This is a genomic window from Leucothrix mucor DSM 2157, from assembly GCF_000419525.1.
GTDB lineage: Bacteria > Pseudomonadota > Gammaproteobacteria > Thiotrichales > Thiotrichaceae > Leucothrix > Leucothrix mucor.
This window is the reverse complement of record NZ_ATTE01000001.1, coordinates 2,143,890-2,162,454: the sequence shown is the minus strand read 5'-3', so window position 1 is coordinate 2,162,454 and position 18,565 is coordinate 2,143,890. Positions and strand designations below refer to the sequence as shown.

Sequence of the window (18,565 nt, the reverse complement as noted above, 5' to 3'; positions counted from 1 at the left end):
CCAAACGAGTGCGGCCTGTTGAGCTTATTTTGCTTGTTTTGCCAGTTTCTGACGCTTGCGACGGGCCATCATATTCAAGCCTTCGATTAGCGCGGAGAATGCCATGGCGGTATACACATAGCCTTTTGGAATGTGTGCGCCAAAGCCTTCCGCAATCAGAATCATCCCGATCATCAAGAGGAAGCCGAGCGCCAGAATAACCACGGTCGGGTTGTCATTGACGAAGTTCGACAGTGGCGTCGCCGCCAGCAGCATCACTAATACCGCGACAATCACCGCGATCACCATAATCGGCAAATGCTCCGTCATCCCCACCGCCGTTAGGATGCTATCCACCGAGAATACTAAGTCCAGCAGCAGGATTTGCACGATAATCGAGCCGATCGTAACGGTGGCCGCTTTGGTGTTGCTACCGAAGACATCTTCCTCGGGGTCTGGGTCGACATGGTGGTGAATTTCTTTGGTCGCTTTCCAAACCAGAAATAATCCACCCACGATCAGAATCAGGTCACGCCACGAGAAGCCGTGATCGAAGACTGAAAAAACCGGTGCAGTCAGCTTGACGATCCAGGCGATGGTGCCGAGTAGGGCGAGTCGTAATATCAGTGCGCCACCGATACCCAAGCGACGGGCAAACTCGCGTTTTTCTTCGGGCAGTTTGTTGGTGAGTATGGCAATGAAGATCAGATTGTCGATGCCTAATACCACCTCCATGACGATCAGTGTGCCCAGTGCAAGCCAGACAACGGGGTCCGCGGCGAGGGTTAAAAGGTATTCCATTGTTATTAGCTCCACTATCAATTATTAATGAAAAAATAGCTCTAATTCTACCGGAAAACCGCTGGCGTGATTATTCGTAAAATCATGATGGATGATTCGTTTTTTTCGAACGTTTGCGCGTCGGTGGCCGGCTCATTTCTGATCGCGGCATACGGGGTAGCACGCCCGAATCCAAATACTTGTGAATCGCTTCCTGAGAGCGAATGTGCGAGCGGCCACGGGCAGGCACGAAGGCATTCGATTGCTCGGCATCCAGCGCTCGGGCCTTTGTGTTGTCATTCCACTGTAAGTCCAATATATCCTGAAGTGTCCGCTGATGATCGCGATCCAGAATAGGGCACAACGCCTCTACCCGATGATCTAAGTTTCGCGTCATTAAGTCTGCTGACCCAATGAGATAAACCGGCTCACCACGGTTGTGAAATACGTACACTCTGGGGTGCTCAAGAAAACGATCGACCACACTGATCGCTTCAATATTCTCGGAAACGTCCGGCAAGCCGGGTTTCAGTGAGATCATCCCACGTACAATCAGCTTGATCTTTACCCCAGCCTTACTTGCCTCGTACAGTCGCATATTAATGTCGTAATCCACAAGACTATTGCATTTGAGCGTGATGGCTGCGTGATAACCGGCTCGGGCATTCTTGGTCTCTTGCTCGATCAGGTCAGTGATGCCCGGTCTGCTGGTGTGTGGCGATACCAGTAAATGTTTGTATTTTGGACGCTTATAATTGAACCGCAAGAAATCAAAGACATTGGCTAAATCCTCGCCCATTTCCTGGTGGTAGGTGAGCAATGAAAAGTCCGTATAGAGGCGAGCGGTTTTTTCATTAAAATTCCCTGTACCAATATGACTGTAGTAACGGAGTTGGCTGCTCTCCATGCGCTCGATCAGCAACAGCTTGCTATGGACTTTGAGGCCCGGCACCCCAAACATCACTTCGACGCCGGCATCGGTGAGCCGTTTAGCCCAGTTAATATTAGCCTCCTCATCGAAACGTGCCTGTAGCTCAACCACGGCCAGCACTCGCTTACCATTTTGTACTGCATTGCCCAGAGCGTCGCAGACCCGTGAGTTCTTAGCGGCACGATACAGGCAAATTTTTATACTGGTGACTTTGGGGTCCAACGCAGCTGTTTTAAGGAGGTCGGTAATGACATCAAAGGAGTGATAGGGATAGTAGAGCAGTACATCCTTCTGGCGAATGGCAGAGAAAATGCTGCCCTTGCGCGTCTCCAAAGCGTTTACCTTCAACGGTGGCAGCGGCTTGAACTCCAGGTATTTGGGACCGAGATTCGGGAAGCTAATCAAATCCTTGGAGTTGTGATATCGCCCACCGGCAATCAAACTATCATAGCGACCTAGCTTGAATCGTTTCTTAAGCAGCTCCAGTAAATGATCCGGCATTTCGCTGTCGTAAACAAAGCGAACGGCCTCAGCGGTACGCCGTGCTTTTAAGCTGGTTGCCATTTTCTCCAGAAAACTTTCACCCAGTCCTGTATCAATTTCCAACTCGGCATCGCGAGAGAACTTGATGGTATAGGTGTGGGTCTCATCGATTGGAATCACTCCACGGAACACTTCAGGCATACAGAAGCGAATAATATTCTCTAATACGATGAAGACTTTGCTGCCGCCTTTCTCTCGATTGGGGATTTGCACAAACCGCTCAAGACGGTCAGTAGGGACTTCAACCAAGGCATAGTGGCGATCATTGCCCGAACGAATATCAACTGCCAAATAGATCAACTCATCAGTAAGGCTGGCTAGATCACGGTTCTCTGTCAGTAGGATAGGCTCCAACTCGGGCAACACCGTCCGCCGAAAGTAGTCGCGTACAAACTGCGCCTGATTATCCGATAGCTGCATCTCGTTAATGAGGTAGATATGCCGACGGAAGAGCTCTTTTAATACGTGAGAATAAGTCTCCTCAAACTTGAGCTGTAGGGCTGCTACCTCGTGCTGGATATCTTCCAACAGAGATTTATACCGATCCCGATTGGTGGATTTTGACAGGGAGATAAGGCGACGGACTTCCGCCACACGTACTCTAAAAAATTCATCAAGGTTGTTGGAGAATATACCCAGATACCGCAGGCGCTGGATTACCGGTACTGAAGGGTCTTCGGCTTCTTGCAGTACGCGCGCGTTAAAGGAAAGCCAGCTTAGCTCCCGAGGCATTAGAAACTCTGATGTTAGGTCCTCAAGTCTCTTTTTTACCTTAATCGGTTCACTCATATCATATAATCCATCGTTGCTTTGTTTGAGGGCAACCCCGAATAGTACACCCGCTACTCGTTCGGTGTGTTACAGCTTTGTTTCAATCACGGGTTTATATATATCAAGTTAGCCATACGTTATCTTGCCTTTCAACTTGCCCAGTAATCTCCCATCCGTAATCGCAAGGCCAAACGCAATAAAGGCAAATCCTATCCAAGCTGCTGTGCCTATGTGTTCATTCAAAAACGTAACACTCAAGCCGATGGCCATTGGTGGGACTAGTAGTGTCACCAGCATTAGGTTAGCAGAACCTACCTGCGCAAGAATTTTAAAGTAGAGTAGGTAAGCGAATGCGGTCGACAGGAAAGCCAAGGCCGAAATTGAAGCCCAGACTTCCACTGATAATGTCAGCGTTGGTGAGCCCTCTGTCAGCGTAGCCACTGGAATCATCAGCAGAGTGGAGCCGACTAACATGCCAAAGGCATTCATTAGCGGAGGATAGCCTCCAAGGAAACGTTTGCCCCAGACTCCCGCAAAGGAGTAGGACAAGGCTGCACCTAAGATGGCGAGCTGGGCGAGATTGCGCAGATCAAAGTTGGTTAAGGCATCAAACCCCATAATGACCGCGACACCAAAAAGCCCGAATAGTGCGCCAATGATTTTTCGTGCCGTCAGGCGTTCATCGACGAGTAGTAGACCGGCTACTACCGCACCAAAGACGGCGGTGGTGCCATTTAGGATGGAGGCAAGCCCGCTATCAATCGTGACCTGACCCCAAAATATGAGTGAAAAGGGGATGGCATTATTGAGTGCGCCCATGACGAGATAGCAAAGCCAGACTTTGATTGAGCGCGGAATCTCAATGCCTTTCCAGCGAACCACCAAAAATAGGGCGAGTGCGGCTAGAAACACCCGATAAAGCACAATGGTAAATGGGCCGATTTCTCTGAGTGCAATTTCTGCAAAGAAGAAGAAGCCGCCCCATACCGATGCCAGCACGAGTAGTAATAAGCCTGATTTCAAATCAATATTGGGCGCTTGTGGGGTCATGGCGGTGTGCCTTTAGTGGTTAGTGGGTGCAATCTAACGGGCTTTCTAGCAATACACCATTCGTTTCTGTGTTGTGGTTCCGGATATGGCTAGGTCTGTTGCTGCGATGGGGCTTGATTCAGGATGATTGCTTTTAAAACCTCAACACCACGCGCCATTTCCTCTGCCGTAAACCCCGCAAAGCCAATCACTAAACCTTGCGTCACCGGCTGATCAACGTCACTATAAAATCCCGATAGCGGCTTAATGGCCAAGCCGTGCGCGGCTGCTTGTTGGCAAATGTCGGTATCGGAATAGCCTTCTGGCAGTAAAAACACCGAATGCATTCCGCCATCGCTATTGACTCGTTTTAAGCGTGTGCCAAAGGCTTGTTCCATCAATTCACTTAAGCAATCCCGACGCTGCTGATACAGTTTACGCATTCGCCGTACATGGCTGGAGAACTCACCGGAGGCCATAAATTCGCCCAAGGCCAGCTGCGGCAGCTGGGATAATCCACCGTCGATATATTGCTTAGCCAGCGTGAATGGCTTGACTAGCGCAGTGGGCATCACCATATAACCTAAGCGAATGGACGGGTGCAAAATGCGGCTGAAAGTGCCGATGTAAATCACTTGCTGCTCGCCGCCAAGGCCGTGTAATGAGGTGAGCGGCGGACCATCGAAACGAAACTCGCTGTCGTAATCATCTTCGATAATCCAGCGGTTTGTATCGCTTGCCGCGCTCGCCCATTGGATGAGTTGTAGGCGGCGCTCTAAGCTCAGCGTGTAACCCATCGGATAATTGCGCGAGGGTGTGAGTAGGGCAACCCGCGCCTGTTTGGCTTGAGCTAAGCCTTGTTCCAAACAAAAGCCTTCTTGGTCGGCGGGTACGGTAATTTTACGCGCCCCCACCGACTGCAGCGCGCCATCAATGCCGCGATAGCCGGGGCTTTCCACCATCACGGGCTCATTGGGATTGACCAATACTTGCAGCGCCAGATACAGCGCCTGTTGTGAGCCGGAGCAGATCATCACTTGGGCCGCATCGCACTTTACCCCGCGCGAGACTTGCAGATAGTCCGCGACTTGTGCGCGTAGCATGGCATTGCCGATTCCTGAGTCGCCGCTGGCATGACGCATTTTACGACCGGCGCTGTTTACATGGCGTTGCCATTGTTGCCAGGGGAAGCTATTGAGGCAGGGTAATGCCAGCGAGAAAAGGTTGCCGTGGGAAGGTGTTTGTGAGGACTTTAACGCTTGCAGCCGTTTTGCCAGATCGGACAGTACTGGTGCGTGGATAGCTTTGTTGACTGAGGACTGTTTGCGCTTTTGCGGTGAGTTTTGATGTGATAAATGCTGCGCCACATAGCTGCCCGCGCCATGGCGAGTTTCAATATAGCCTTCAGCTTGCAGCATTTCATAGGCGGTTTTAACGGTATTGCGGGAGATATTCAGCGCAATCGCAAGCGGGCGACTAGCGGGAAGCTTGGCGCCGGTAATCAAATCGCCCTGTAAAATCGCCTGCTGAAAGGCACGAAATAAGGCCATGTATTGCGGCAAATTCTGTTCGGCTTTGAGGAATGGCAAGAACAGTTCTGAGGGGAAGGCAGTATCCGACAAAGTGGGCCTCAATTATGTTTTAAAATGGATCTCTCTATTGGCCCATTTAGCCAGTATGCTCACTAGAAATCAAATATTGCTTAACGATAGGCTCAGCTACCAGCTACCAGCTACCAGCTACCAGCTACCAGCTACCAGCTACCAACTAGTGGCGATGCATTGCAATGAGCGGTTTAGTGATCAGCAGCGGTTATCAACTTAAGGTGTCAGGGTTATGAGTGAGCGTTTAAACGAGTTAGGCCAGCCGATTGGCGTTGCGATCAATGGGTGGTCGCGATGCCAGTCACCGCCGTTGTTACCGATGCCTGGGCGTTATTGCCGTTTGGAAATTTTGCAACCTGCGCTTCATGCCAAGGCGTTATATGAGGCGTTTGTGCAGGATAAAAATCATGCCAATTGGACGTATTTACCCTACGGCCCCTTTGATAGTTTTGAGGCATTTAACAACTGGCTAACGCCACAATCGCAACAGTCTGATCCCTTATTTCATGCGGTGATTGATCTGTCGATGGGGCTGGCGGTTGGCTTGGCCAGCTATCTACGCATTGAGCCAGCGGTGGGTGTGATCGAGGTTGGGCATATTCACTTTTCACCACTGATGCAGCGCACACCACTGGCCACCGAAGCCATGTTTTTAATGATGCGGCGGGTGTTTGATGAGTTGGGTTATCGTCGCTATGAGTGGAAATGCGATGCCTTAAATGAGCCCTCTAAAAATGCGGCTAAGCGCTTAGGTTTTCAGTTTGAGGGTATTTTCCGGCAGGCAACGATCTACAAAAACCGCAATCGGGATACAGCGTGGTTATCGGTAATTGACAGTGAATGGCCACGATTGCGAAGCAGTTTTGAGCAATGGCTAGCGTCAGAGAATTTTGATGAAAACGGCCAGCAGCGCCAGTCGCTAAACGAATTTCGGTCGGTCTAAACAGAGATTACAGGAAGAATTATGAGTGTTGTAACTAGTGAAGTGCGCCCGGCGGTTTGTCCGCTGGATTGTCCGGATACCTGTAGCCTGTCGGTGACGGTGCAGGATGATAAAATCACCAAGATTCGAGGCTCGCGTGCGAACCCTTATACCGATAATGCGATTTGCAGCAAGGTGGCGCGGTTTTATCCTGACTTTGTACATGGCGAGCAGCGCCTGAAATACCCGCTGCAACGGGTTGGGCCGCGTGGTAGTGGCGAGTATCAGCGCATTAGCTGGGAGCAGGCGCTTGATTTGGTGCATGAGGGGTTTAGCAAAGCCATTGCGGAACATGGGCCGGAGTCGGTGCTCGGCTTTAACTACGCTGGCCCGCATGGTGAGTTGGCGGGTAGCTCTTTAGATCTTCGCTTTTTTAATGTGCTGGGTGCCACGCAGCTGGATCGCGGGCCATTATGCGGAGGCGTGCGCGGTGGGGCTTACACTAGTTTATTTGGCAGTGCGCCGGGGATGCCGCCGGAGCAAGCGTTGGATTCTGATCTGATTGTTGTCTGGGGTAATAACGTCACTGTGTCTAATCTGCACTTTGGACGCATTGCTGCACAGGTGCAGAAAAACGGCTGCAAGCTGGTGGTGATTGATCCAAAGCGCACGCGAATTGCGGAGCGCGCCGATCATTATCTGCAAATCAAACCGGGCACTGATGTGGTGTTAGCCATGGCGCTGGCTGCAGAATTGGAGCGCCGTGGTTCGTTAGATCAGGCGTTTATGGCTGAATGGGTGCAGGGCAGTGAGCCATACCTTGAGCAAGCACGGCAATATTCACGGCAGGATGTAGAGCAAATCTGTGGCTTGAGTTTGGAGCTATTTGATGTGCTCGCTGATTTGTACAGCAGCTCAAAGCGCGTATCGGTTTCATTAGGCAATGGCATTGAGCGCGGTCGCTGTGGTGGTTCTGCCTTGCGGGCGGCGATGGCCTTGCAGGCGCTCACGGGTAACTTAGGCAAAGTGGGCACTGGCGTAATGGCCAAGCCTGGACTGGCATTTCCCAAAACCGGCGATCGGCTATCTCGTCCCGATTTAGCACCAGCCAATACGCGTGTCCTGAATATCGTGGATATCAGCAAAGCGCTTTTAGATGACGCGCTGGCTCCGCCAATTAAGGCCATGATGATTTATAACCACAACCCGATAGCCACGCATCCTGATCAAAATCGTATGCAGCAGGCGTTGAGTCAGGAGTCTTTATTTATTGTCGGCTGCGAGGTGGTGATGACCGATAGCATGCGCTATGCCGATGTGATTTTACCGGCCGCTAGTGTGTTTGAAATTGAGGATATTTACGGCTCCTACGGGCACAGTTATTTACAACGTGCCGAGGCGATTATTCCGCTGGTGGGCGAGGCACTGCCAAATACTGAAATCTTCCGGCGCTTAGCCGCGCGCTTTGGTATGGATGATGAGTTATTCCAGCAAAGCGATAAGCAATTAATGGATCAGGCTTTTGTTGATAATGATGCGCGATTACAAGGCTACAAGCCAAGTGAGTTGCCGCTGGATAAAGCGCTGCTGATAAATACCGAGCAGGGCGAGCCAACCATTATGTGCGATACGGTAAAGCCTGCGACTGCATCGGGGAAAATTGAGTTATTTAGTGAGACGCTAGAGCGTGACTATGGTTTTGGTGTGCCGCGTTATTATCCGCTGGAAGCTGAGGTGGATTATCCGTTTATGATTATTTCGCCTTCGTCTGATGACCGGACGAATGCCACCTTTGGTGGCTGTGCTGAGTCGCTGGGGATCCAAACGGTTGAGATTCATCCGGATGATGCGGCGGTGCTAGGCATTGCTGATGGCGATGAAGTCCGAGTGTGGAATGCGCTGGGTGAGGTGATGTTTAGCGCTCATGTGACTGAGGCGGTTAAGGCGGGAGTGTTGTATACCCCGAAAGGGGCGTGGCAGGCGACGAGTGCCAGTGGGCAAACGGTGAATGCATTAATGTCGGCTGATGCGCGTACCGATATTATGAGTGGTGCTTGTTATAACGATACGTTGGTGGCGATTGAAAAGCGGGCTATGGCTTAACACTTAACTAATGGTATTGAGCTGCTATAACGAGACGGGGCACTGAAATTAGTGCCCCGTCTTTTCAATCAACGCTTGGCGTAAAATGCCTGAAATGCGCTAATTGTGCGCTCAACCATTTCAGCCGTAATATCAAGGTGCAATACCAAGCGTTGGCGGCTGAGAATAATATCGTGCTGCTGCATAAACGAAGCCAGCTCAGTCAGTTCATCTTCTTTCGGGGCAATAAACACCATATTGGTTTGCACCCGACCAAGATCGACGTTTAAAGCAGGAATCTCTGCTAACGCTGTTGCTAGTCGCTTAGCATTTGTATGGTCATCGGCCAGTCGTGCCACATTGTGCTCCAGCGCATATAAACCTGCTGCCGCTAACATGCCACTTTGGCGCATTCCACCGCCCAGCATTTTACGCTGGCGTCGGGCATAACGGATAAACTCTTCATCGCCTACTAATACTGAGCCCGCTGGTGTGCCAAGTCCTTTAGATAAACAAACCGAGACCGAGTCCATTTGCGCGGTTAACTCTGCGGGTGAGCGCTCTGAGGCGACAACTGCATTGTAAATCCGTGCGCCATCAAGGTGTGTTTTTAAACCGTGCTGATGCGCTAGGGTGGTAATGGCGTCTAGGTTTTGTTGATCCTGCACACAACCAGAAACAGTATTTTCCAAGCTAACTAAACGACTGATAGGGAAGTGGGAATCATCTTCTTTGATTGCGGCTTTAATCTGATCTGGAGTCAACGCACCATAAAGTGTGCTGGGCAGAGGGTGCAGTGAAACGCCACCTAATACGGATGCACCACGCGCCTCATAACTAAAGACATGGTATTGCTCGGCGGTAATGACTTCTTCGCCACGCTGACAATGCGAGAGCATCGCCACAAAATTGCTTTGGGTGCCGCTGGGTAAAAACAATCCAGCGGCTTTCCCAAATTGTGCTGCGACCTGCTGCTCCAGCGCGATGACGGTCGGGTCTTCACCGTACACATCATCGCCGAGAGGGGCATCGACCATCGCCTGTTTCATTACCGCCGTGGGCTTAGTAACGGTGTCGCTTCGGTAGTCGATCATGCTTGGCATAGCAGGCCTCTGTGAGTAATGGGTTAACTATAAAGTTTTTGTGCTCCCAGTTTCTCGTGGATCTGGTTGCACAGTGCAGCAGGCAGCTCTAGTCCTTGTGCCAGCTGGTGCAGGTATTGTGCTTCCTGATTGGTATCCAGATCAATGGCCATTAGAGACACAATATAAATTTGCTGCTCAAAACCTGCTGGAATGCTGCGAATAAACGCTTGCGTATCCAGTGGTGCAGCCAATTCGCGGCGTACAAAATCAGCTTCTTCCTGACTTACTTCACCCAAACGACCCAGCACTTTTTGCTGTTCTTGCTGATCAACACGGCCATCGGCCTTTGCCGCATTAATCATCGCACGAATTAGCAATTCAGCCTGATCCAGCGCTTCGCTTTGGTTGATTTGTGCTTCAAATGGGTTGTTAATACGCTGAGTCGCATCAGCTGGCTGCTGGCTTTGCGCGTATTTGGTAACCGCTGCACCCAGTAAATCGCTTAGGCTACCACCGCCGGATTGCGCATTCATATTGCGCTGGTTGCCGCCAAACAAACCGCCCAATAAATCAGCAGTGCTGTTGGTGTGTTGAGGCTGCGCGCCGCCGCCCAATAGTCCACCTAAAATACTACCCAAACCGCCGCCAGCTTGTTGCTGGTTATTGCCGCCGCCCAGCACGCTACCGAGCAAATCGCCTATGCCACCAGCGCCAGAAGATTGCTGTTGTGTGTTGCCGCCACCGAGCAAGCTGCCAAGAAGGTCACCCATGCCGCCGCCAGACTGTTGGTTGGAGCCGCCGCCGAGTGCTGCGCCTAGTATATTGCCTAATACATTGCTACCAGAGCCTTGAGATAAAGCACCATTCCCTAACAAACTTCCCAAAATCTTAACTGTATCGATCATGACTTGCTCCTGACGTGACGGTCATTGTGATTATATCGGTTGAGCACGCTGCCTTAGCTTGGCTTCAGCGGGCTAATTGTAAAGTACAGTGGCGAATTATTGCCGGACTGTGTAACAGGGTGATTAATCGCGCGCAGTAAGCCCGGATAAACCCCATAAAAATTTTCTAAATAATTAATCAGGCTCTGCGTTTGCTGGCTATTGCCTGCCACGCTAACGCCAATAAATAACTCATTCTCTTGTAAAGCAGGCTCACACAGCTGGACTTGCTGAGCTAACAGGCCTAGCGCGCCATAACTTGCGCCATTAATCGTCGCGCTATTAGCAACAAACAATGAGGGTGCTTGGCTGCCTAATTGGTTCAATAACTGTTCGCAATTGGCAATCATAATACGGCTTTGGGTGGCGGCTTGTTGTCTGGCTAGGCGAACCTGCTCAGCTTGCATCGCTCGTTGTTGAATCTCTGCTAATTCTGCTTCGCGTTGAGCTTTAGCTTGTGCTTTGGCCAGTTTCCGAGCCTTTTCTTGGCGGGCGATTTCGGCAAGCTCGGCCTCATGCTTGGCTTTAGCGAGTGCAGCCAGGCGTGCTGCTTCTGCTTGCTGTGCGGCGATTTCAAGATTTACCTGTTCCTCAATCCGCTCTATCTCAATGGCTTGGTAGTCATCGATTAACGCGCCCAGTTCATTATTGTGTGCAATTTCAGCTCTGTAATCTGCTTCGGTCTGCTTTAGCACAATTAACTGTTGAGTTTGAGTGGCTAAGCTGGCTTCAATTTCTGCTTTCAACATGGCTTCGTTATCTAGACGCGCGCGCTGCTCATTGGCCAATTGCGCTTCTAAGGCATCGATCCGGGTTTGTTGATTCTCGATGTACTTGTCTTGCTCTGCTGCAACGTATTCTGCTTTAGCGCGGGCTTCGGCTTCTCTGGCAAAGCGAATTTGCTCTGAAAGGCGGGCGTGCCAAGTGGCTTTGGTGGCAGCGAGTTCTGCAAGGTTAGGTGGCATTGGGGTAACGTCCAGCGAAGCACTGAGCTTATCGCCAAAGCGAACCGTGGCCAGATCCAGTAATGAGTTGCGGGCTTCGTTATTGGCAACGATGCCAGACAGCAACACCTGATTATCATCAATCTTAAAGCTTAATTTTTCAGTGCCGGGCAATACCGTAATAAAGTGAGCGGCACTGGTCAGCCATTCGGCCGGCTTGGCTTGTGCGGTGATGATCAGCTTATCGGTGGCCATCTTGTCGCCAAATATTTGCTTAATATTAGTGAGGAATTTTTGCGAGCTGGGGTTTAAGGGGAGCACACCGCTTAAGCTCGTTTTACCGCCAGACTCTTGCAGCATCAGGCTAGATGACAGGCTGGGGATGGTAGCGACTGTTTCCGGTTCTGACTTTGGGCTGAGCAGCGTTAGCAATCCAACAATTAACAGGCCTAGTGCAGCGGAAATACCCCATACAAACCAGCGTTTATTTGAGTAGTCGACTTCTTGTTGATTGTTTTGCTCACTCATGATGGTATTTCCTGCAACGGCATATTTTATCCTTGGTATCGGCGGGCTGGCATTATGTTCACTTATACCGGCATGAAGGCTAGTTTATACAAATGTCAAATTAAATTCTGGTTTAAATTGAGGTTCGTTCCTTGAGTATAAGCCTTAATGGCGACTACAATACGTCCCCAGCCGGTATTCCTTCTCCCTAGGAATCCAGATAATAATTATCAAATGTTTCGAATAAGAAGCAATCTATAAACTAACTGAGTACTCGCCACGCATGATTCGTGTAGAAGCAGTAAGTAAACACTTTGGCGGTGTTAAGGCGGTTGATAATGCTACGCTCACTATTGAGACAGGCTCTATCACCGGATTAATTGGCCCAAATGGGGCAGGTAAAACCACGATGTTTAATATCATCGCCGGTAATATTGCTCCCACCTCTGGCCACATTTATTTAGCCGATGAAGACATCACCGGACTTAAACCTCACCAACTTTTCGACAAAGGCCTGTTAAGGACTTTCCAGATCGCTCATGAATTCCCAACGCTTACCGTGTTGGAAAATCTGATGATGGTGCCCGGCGAACAAGCAGGCGAACGACTGTGGGATGCGTGGTTTAAGCCCTCCTTAGTGCGTGAGCAGGAAGCTGAGATTCGCGCCCGAGCCGTTGACGTGATCGAATTCTTAGGCTTAAGCCATATCACTCAAGAGCTGGCAGGCAATTTGTCTGGTGGCCAAAAGAAGCTGCTGGAGCTAGGCCGCACCATGATGGTCGATGCCAAGCTGGTGTTGCTGGATGAGGTGGGCGCGGGTGTAAACCGCACGCTGCTAAACACCATCGGCGATGCCATCATTCGTTTGAATAAGGAACGCGGCTATACCTTTTGCATGATTGAGCACGATATGGACTTTATCTCGCGCTTGTGTGATCCGGTAATCGTAATGGCTGAAGGCACCGTGTTAGCAGAAGGTACCGCTGAGGAAGTTAAAAATAACGAAGAGGTTATCGAGTCCTACTTGGGTACTGGCCTCAAAAATAAACCGGGCGAGGAGCTGCAATCATGAGTTATTTGATTGGGGAAAACATCACCGGCGGCTACGGTGGCATGGACATTCTAAATGACTTGACCATTAGCGTTGATAAAGGTGAGATCGCGGTCATTGTTGGCCCGAACGGTGCTGGTAAGTCGACCGCTATGAAAGCCTTGTTAGGTATGTTGGATTTACGTAAAGGCAAGGTGCTATTGGGCGGTAAAGACATTACCAACCTCACACCTCAAGCGCGCGTTGGCGAAGGCATTGCCTTTGTCCCGCAAACCCAAAACGTATTCACCAGTATGACGGTTCAGGAAAATCTGGAAATGGGTGCCTTTTTGCGCCGCGACGATATCACTGAAACTATGGAGCAGATCTATGAGCTGTTCCCGATTTTAAAAACCAAGCGTAAGCAAGCTGCTGGCGAATTATCCGGAGGACAGCGCCAGCAAGTGGCTGTTGGTCGCGCGATGATGACCCAGCCCGGCGTGCTGATGCTGGACGAACCGACCGCCGGAGTGTCACCGATTGTGATGGATGAATTATTTGACCGCATTATTGAGGTCAGAAATACCGGCGTTGCTGTGCTGATGGTTGAGCAGAATGCGCGTCAGGCACTGGAAATTGCCGATCGCGGCTACGTACTGGTTACCGGTAGCAACCGATTCACCGACACTGGGGCTGCGCTATTGGCCGACCCTGAAGTGCGCAAATCCTTCCTGGGAGGTTAAGCCATGCCTGAATCAATGGAAATCTTAAATGCGCTAACCTTGTTCGCCAACTTTGTATTGGTGCCGGGTTTAGCCTATGGCTCACAGCTGGCGCTTGGCGCATTGGGTGTGACGCTGGTGTTTGGTATTTTGCGCTTTGCCAACTTCGCTCATGGCGATTTAATGGCATTTGGAACCATGGTGACCATTTTGGTGACGTGGTGGTTGCAGTCAATGGGCGTGAGCATTAGCCCGCTACCCACCGCCTTATTGGCCTTGCCGGTTGGTATTTTGGTGACGGCGATATTCTCCATTTTGGTGGATCGCTCGGTATTCCGTTTTTACCGGATTAAGAAAAGTGCGCCGGTGATTTTGACCATTGCCTCGATCGGAGTGATGTTCATGATGAACGCCATTGTGCGTTTCGTGATCGGACCAAATGATCAGCAGTTCTACGACGGTGATAAGTTCCTGCTAGGCGCCAGAGAGTTCAAGAAAATGACGGGGCTGGATGAAGGCTTGTCGATTCGTTACACGCAGGTGTTGACCTTAGCGGTCACTATTCTGGTGGTAATTGCTTTGTTCTGGTTCTTGCAGCGCTCGCGTACCGGTAAAGCCATGCGCGCATTTTCGGATAATGAGAATCTGGCGCTGCTATCGGGTATCAACCCTGATCGCGTCGTACTGATTACGTGGATTATTGCGGCGGCCTTGGCTACAACGGCGGGCGTGCTGTACGGCATGGATAAAAGCTTTAAACCGTTTACCTATTTCCAGCTGTTGCTACCGATCTTTGCGGCAGCGATTGTAGGGGGAATCGGGCATCCGGTCGGGGCTGTAGTGGGAGGTTATGTGGTCGCCTTCTCGGAAGTGATGGTGACTTACGCCTATAAGAAAGTGTTCATCTACATTTTTCCGGAAAACTGGCAGCCAGATGGCTTAGCGCAGTTGCTATCGACCGATTACAAGTTCGCGGTATCGTTTATTATTCTGGTGGTGGTGCTACTGATAAGACCGACCGGACTGTTTAAAGGGAAGGTGATCTGATGCAAGCTTTAAGAGCACCCTTAGTATTTTTAATCATGGCTGGCATGTTGGTGTTTGTCGGCGTTAATCAATCCTGGTCAGTGGCTTTAAGCATTTTAGGCATGTGCCTGATCTCTGCGGTGATGGCGCTGGGCGTGAATATCCAGTGGGGTTATGCCGGTCTGTTTAATGCCGGAGTGATGGGCTTTACGGCGATTGGTGGTGTGGCTGCAGTATTGGTTTCCAGCTCGCCAGTGGGCGAGGCATGGTCAGTCGGCGGTGTGGGCATTGGTCTGTCGCTGCTGATGTTGATTGTGTTGGTGGGCATTTTAATGTTCATCCACAAATCAATGCGGAAAGGCAAGCTGAGGACTTTGCTGATGACCTTGGTGTTGTTTGCTGGCCTGTACGTGATTCGTCAAACCTTCTACCCGGCAGTTTCTCGCATTGAGTCTTATGACCCATCCACCTACGGTTATTTAGGCGGCTTGGGCTTACCGATTTTGTTCTCTTGGTTTGTAGGTGGTGTATTAGCCGCCGGCGTCGCTTGGATGATCGGTAAAGTAGCCTTGGGCTTGCGCTCTGATTACTTGGCGATTGCCACCTTAGGTATCTCTGAGATCGTCATTGCCGTCATTAAAAACGAAGACTGGCTAACGCGTGGGGTTAAAAACGTCACGGGTTTAAAGCGTCCGGTGCCGTTTGAGTCTGACTTGCAATCCTCTCAGTGGTTTATCTCGCTGGTTGAGCGCTTCAATGAGAGTAAGTTAGAAGGCTTAATGGATTCTGCTTACGATGATGCCTTGCGCAGCATGGTGATTGAAGGCTCCAGTATCTTTGTAAAACTGTGTTATGCGGGCTTATTCAGTGTGGTACTACTGATTATTCTGGCCTTGAGTATTCGCGCGCTGAACTCGCCGTGGGGCCGCATGATGCGCGCCATTCGTGATAATGATGAAGCGGCCAGTGCAATGGGTAAGGACATTAAGCGTCGTCACCTGCAAGTGTTCATTTTAGGCTCGGCGGTCATCGGTATTGCCGGTGCTATGCTAACTACCTTGGATGGCCAGTTCACGCCGACCAGTTACCAGCCATTGCGCTTTACCTTCCTGGTTTGGGTCATGGTGATCGTGGGCGGTAGTGGTAATAACTTGGGTGCGGTGTTTGGTGGCTTCCTGATCTGGTTTATGTGGATTGAAGCAGAGCCGATTGCGGTTGTACTGATGTCGACATTGACGAGTGGCCTTGAGGCAACGAACCCAATTCGCACGCATTTGGTTGAGAACGCACCGCATTTACGCCTGTTCCTGATGGGCTTATTATTGCTGTTGGTATTGCGCTTCAGCCCCCGAGGGATACTGCCTGAAAAGGTGCGGCATTCCTAAAATTCACTACACTTGGCAGACAAAATCTGGCAAGTGTAGTAATGTTTGAACCAGCTAGTTAATAAAAGCGGGTCACCTTCCGGGAAGCCGGAATTTTTAAAGAAAATAGAGGAAAGATTCATGAGAAAAACATTATTAGCATCGGCAACTGCATTAGCACTTTCAGCAACAATGAGTGTTATGGCTGCAAGCCACAGTGGCGATATTAAGGTTGGTATTATCCTGGGCTTCACTGGCCCGATTGAATCATTGACCCCAGATATGGCAGCGTCTGCTGAGCTGGCTTTTAAAGAAGCGTCAGACAGCGGCCTGTTATTGAAAGGCGCAAAAATTACTCCTGTTCGCGCTGACACAACCTGTGTCGATGCGGCTGTTGCCAGCTCTGCTGCTGAGCGTTTGGTAACCTCTGAAAATGTTGTGGCAATGGTCGGTGCAGCGTGTTCTGGTGCATCTACGGCGATTGCAACTAAAGTTGCTGCGCCAAACGGCGTTGCGATGATCTCTCCATCCTCAACCTCTCCTGCGTTAACCACGTTGGATGATAACGGCATGTTCTTCCGTACTGCGCCTTCTGATGCACGTCAGGGTGAAGTATTGGCTGAAGTAACGATTGGCCGCGACATCAAAGAAGTTGCAGTGACTTACACTAACAACGACTACGGTAAAGGTTTAGCAGAATCATTTGGTACTGCATTCAAAGCTAAAGGCGGTAAGGTTGCAATTTCTGCCGCTCATGAAGATGGTAAAGCGGATTATTCGGCTGAAGTTGGCGCACTGTCAGCGTCTGGCGCAGAAGATCTAGTGGTACTGGGTTACCTGGACCAAGGTGGCCGTGGAATCATTCAGGCCTCTATGGATGCGGATGCATTCTCTCGCTTCATTCTGGCTGACGGCATGATTGGTGACTCACTAATCCAAAACGTTGATGGCGACTTGACGGGTACCTTCGGAACACTTCCAGGCTCTGAGTCTGCCGGTGCGGCGAAATTCCTGGATGTGGCTAAAGCCAGCGGCATGGACGGCGATGGTCCTTACCGCGCAGAAAGCTACGATGCTGCAGCGCTGATCGTATTGGCTATTCAAGCGGGTGGCTCAGCTGACCGTGCAGACATTGCTAAGAACATCATGAAAGTAGCGAATGCTCCTGGTGAGAAAATCCTACCGGGTGAGCTGGCTAAAGGCCTGAAGATTTTGGCTGAAGGCGGCGAGATCGACTACGATGGCGCGTCTAACGTTGAGTTCTCAGAAGTGGGTGAAGCAGCAGGTTCTTACAAAGAAGTTGAAGTCGCACCTAAGTTCAACACTATAAAAGTACACTAAGCTTAAGCGATTAAGTAAGTGTAAGAGGCCCGGCAATTGTCGGGCCTTTTTTATGCCTGAAATTTGCCGCTGGCGTTGATTCTAATCTGAAGCGCCTTGCTTTTCGTATACTAGAAACACAGTAACGGAGGCAACATCCATGAATATCCCTTTTTCATTGCTCAAATATACCAGCGTTAGCGCCTTGATTGGTGCCGCGCTATTGGTTGGTAGCGTCTCGGCTAAAGAGTTTAGTAGCGGCGTGCAATCGACTGACGTGCTGGAGTTATATACCTCAGAAGGCTGCAGTAGCTGCCCACGTGCCGACCGCTGGCTTAGCACCTTGGTGACTAAGCAAGGTGTGTTTAAAGACTTTGTGCCAATGGCTTTTCATGTCGATTATTGGGATTACATTGGCTGGAAGGATCGCTTTGCCAGCGCTGAATTTAGCCAACGCCAGCGTCGTCATGTGGTGAATGGCAATACCCGACAATCCTATACACCGCAGTTTGTCGCCAATAGTCAAGAGTGGTCTGCATGGCTTTCTGGTAGCCGACAATGGGAGCCGCGTAATGCCAATGTGGGTGTGCTGAAAGCTTCTATGCCCGAGCAATCCAATACACTAACCGTAAGCTTTAAACCGCAAACTAATAACTGGTCAACCAATGCCGCCAAGCCTAAAAATTACGTGTTGAATGTGGCGGTGTTGGGTATGGGTTTAAGCTCGGATGTAACTGCGGGTGAAAACCACGGCGTAACGCTTAAACATGACTTTGTGGTCCTGAGCCATCAAGCCCAAACAGTAGCCGCAGGGTCGAGTGCATGGCAGCTTGCTAAGCCACAAATCCCGCAACGCGGACAGCGCAATAGTGCTATAGCGGTGTGGTTATCAGTACCCGGCAGCCAAACGGTAGTGCAGGCTACTGGTGGCTATTTGTAACACTTGCTCAAATACGCCGAGTTTGTGGCTGTGGTCAGCTTA

Annotated in this window: 15 protein-coding genes; 8 read left to right on the top strand and 7 right to left on the bottom strand. The window is 50.4% G+C overall.

All coding sequences use genetic code 11. From position 1 onward, the window contains the following. Positions 1–24 precede the first annotated feature (24 nt). The 4 genes from LEUMU_RS0109570 to pdxR form a co-directional block, all read right to left on the bottom strand. Positions 25–780: a TerC family protein gene (locus tag LEUMU_RS0109570; protein ID WP_022952067.1), complete on the bottom strand. Its 756-nt coding sequence runs from the start codon at positions 778–780 to the stop codon at positions 25–27. An 82-nt stretch (positions 781–862) separates the two neighbouring features. Further along, positions 863–3,022, bottom strand: a complete 2,160-nt coding sequence (gene ppk1 / locus LEUMU_RS0109565; protein WP_022952066.1) for a polyphosphate kinase 1 — start codon at positions 3,020–3,022, stop codon at positions 863–865. A gap of 108 nt (positions 3,023–3,130) precedes the next feature. Beyond that, entirely contained in the window at positions 3,131–4,054 is a 924-nt protein-coding gene (locus LEUMU_RS0109560; protein ID WP_022952065.1) for a DMT family transporter, read from the bottom strand. Positions 4,055–4,143: 89 nt separating this feature from the next. Further along, the gene (gene pdxR, locus LEUMU_RS0109555; RefSeq protein ID WP_022952064.1) at positions 4,144–5,655 is read right to left on the bottom strand and encodes a MocR-like pyridoxine biosynthesis transcription factor PdxR; all 1,512 of its coding nucleotides are present in this window, start codon (positions 5,653–5,655) and stop codon (positions 4,144–4,146) included. Between the two features lie 214 nt (positions 5,656–5,869). On the opposite strand from pdxR, the gene LEUMU_RS0109550 reads away from it, so the two are divergent. Continuing rightward, entirely contained in the window at positions 5,870–6,580 is a 711-nt protein-coding gene (locus LEUMU_RS0109550; RefSeq protein ID WP_022952063.1) for a GNAT family N-acetyltransferase, read from the top strand. A gap of 21 nt (positions 6,581–6,601) precedes the next feature. Beyond that, a complete protein-coding gene (locus LEUMU_RS0109545) occupies positions 6,602–8,662 on the top strand; it encodes a molybdopterin-containing oxidoreductase family protein (RefSeq protein WP_022952062.1) in 2,061 nt (686 codons plus the stop codon). A gap of 68 nt (positions 8,663–8,730) precedes the next feature. Here the strand turns inward: LEUMU_RS0109545 and ltaE are convergent, their stop codons facing one another. Genes ltaE through LEUMU_RS0109530 form a run of 3 tightly spaced genes read right to left on the bottom strand, consistent with a single transcriptional unit; the run spans position 8,731 to position 12,142 of the window. Continuing rightward, positions 8,731–9,744: a low-specificity L-threonine aldolase gene (gene ltaE, locus LEUMU_RS0109540; RefSeq protein WP_022952061.1), complete on the bottom strand. Its 1,014-nt coding sequence runs from the start codon at positions 9,742–9,744 to the stop codon at positions 8,731–8,733. A gap of 23 nt (positions 9,745–9,767) precedes the next feature. Then, a complete protein-coding gene (locus LEUMU_RS0109535) occupies positions 9,768–10,631 on the bottom strand; it encodes a DUF533 domain-containing protein (protein ID WP_022952060.1) in 864 nt (287 codons plus the stop codon). A gap of 53 nt (positions 10,632–10,684) precedes the next feature. Continuing rightward, the gene (locus LEUMU_RS0109530) at positions 10,685–12,142 is read right to left on the bottom strand and encodes a hypothetical protein (RefSeq protein WP_022952059.1); all 1,458 of its coding nucleotides are present in this window, start codon (positions 12,140–12,142) and stop codon (positions 10,685–10,687) included. Positions 12,143–12,404: 262 nt separating this feature from the next. On the opposite strand from LEUMU_RS0109530, the gene LEUMU_RS0109525 reads away from it, so the two are divergent. From LEUMU_RS0109525 to LEUMU_RS25430, 6 genes are all read left to right on the top strand, one after another. Beyond that, on the top strand, positions 12,405–13,193 hold the full coding sequence (locus LEUMU_RS0109525) for an ABC transporter ATP-binding protein (protein WP_022952058.1): 789 nt from the start codon (positions 12,405–12,407) through the stop codon (positions 13,191–13,193). Beyond that, positions 13,190–13,894: an ABC transporter ATP-binding protein gene (locus LEUMU_RS0109520; protein ID WP_022952057.1), complete on the top strand. Its 705-nt coding sequence runs from the start codon at positions 13,190–13,192 to the stop codon at positions 13,892–13,894. Before LEUMU_RS0109525 ends, LEUMU_RS0109520 begins: the two co-directional genes overlap by 4 nt. A gap of 3 nt (positions 13,895–13,897) precedes the next feature. Further along, complete coding sequence (locus LEUMU_RS0109515; RefSeq protein ID WP_022952056.1) at positions 13,898–14,920, top strand: branched-chain amino acid ABC transporter permease; 1,023 nt, start codon at positions 13,898–13,900, stop codon at positions 14,918–14,920. Further along, positions 14,920–16,284, top strand: a complete 1,365-nt coding sequence (locus LEUMU_RS0109510; protein WP_022952055.1) for a branched-chain amino acid ABC transporter permease — start codon at positions 14,920–14,922, stop codon at positions 16,282–16,284. The genes LEUMU_RS0109515 and LEUMU_RS0109510 overlap by 1 nt, the downstream gene beginning before the upstream one ends. A gap of 120 nt (positions 16,285–16,404) precedes the next feature. After that, the gene (locus tag LEUMU_RS0109505; RefSeq protein WP_022952054.1) at positions 16,405–17,604 is read left to right on the top strand and encodes an ABC transporter substrate-binding protein; all 1,200 of its coding nucleotides are present in this window, start codon (positions 16,405–16,407) and stop codon (positions 17,602–17,604) included. 139 nt (positions 17,605–17,743) lie between these two features. Next, the gene (locus LEUMU_RS25430; protein WP_022952053.1) at positions 17,744–18,523 is read left to right on the top strand and encodes a DUF1223 domain-containing protein; all 780 of its coding nucleotides are present in this window, start codon (positions 17,744–17,746) and stop codon (positions 18,521–18,523) included. Positions 18,524–18,565 lie beyond the last annotated feature (42 nt).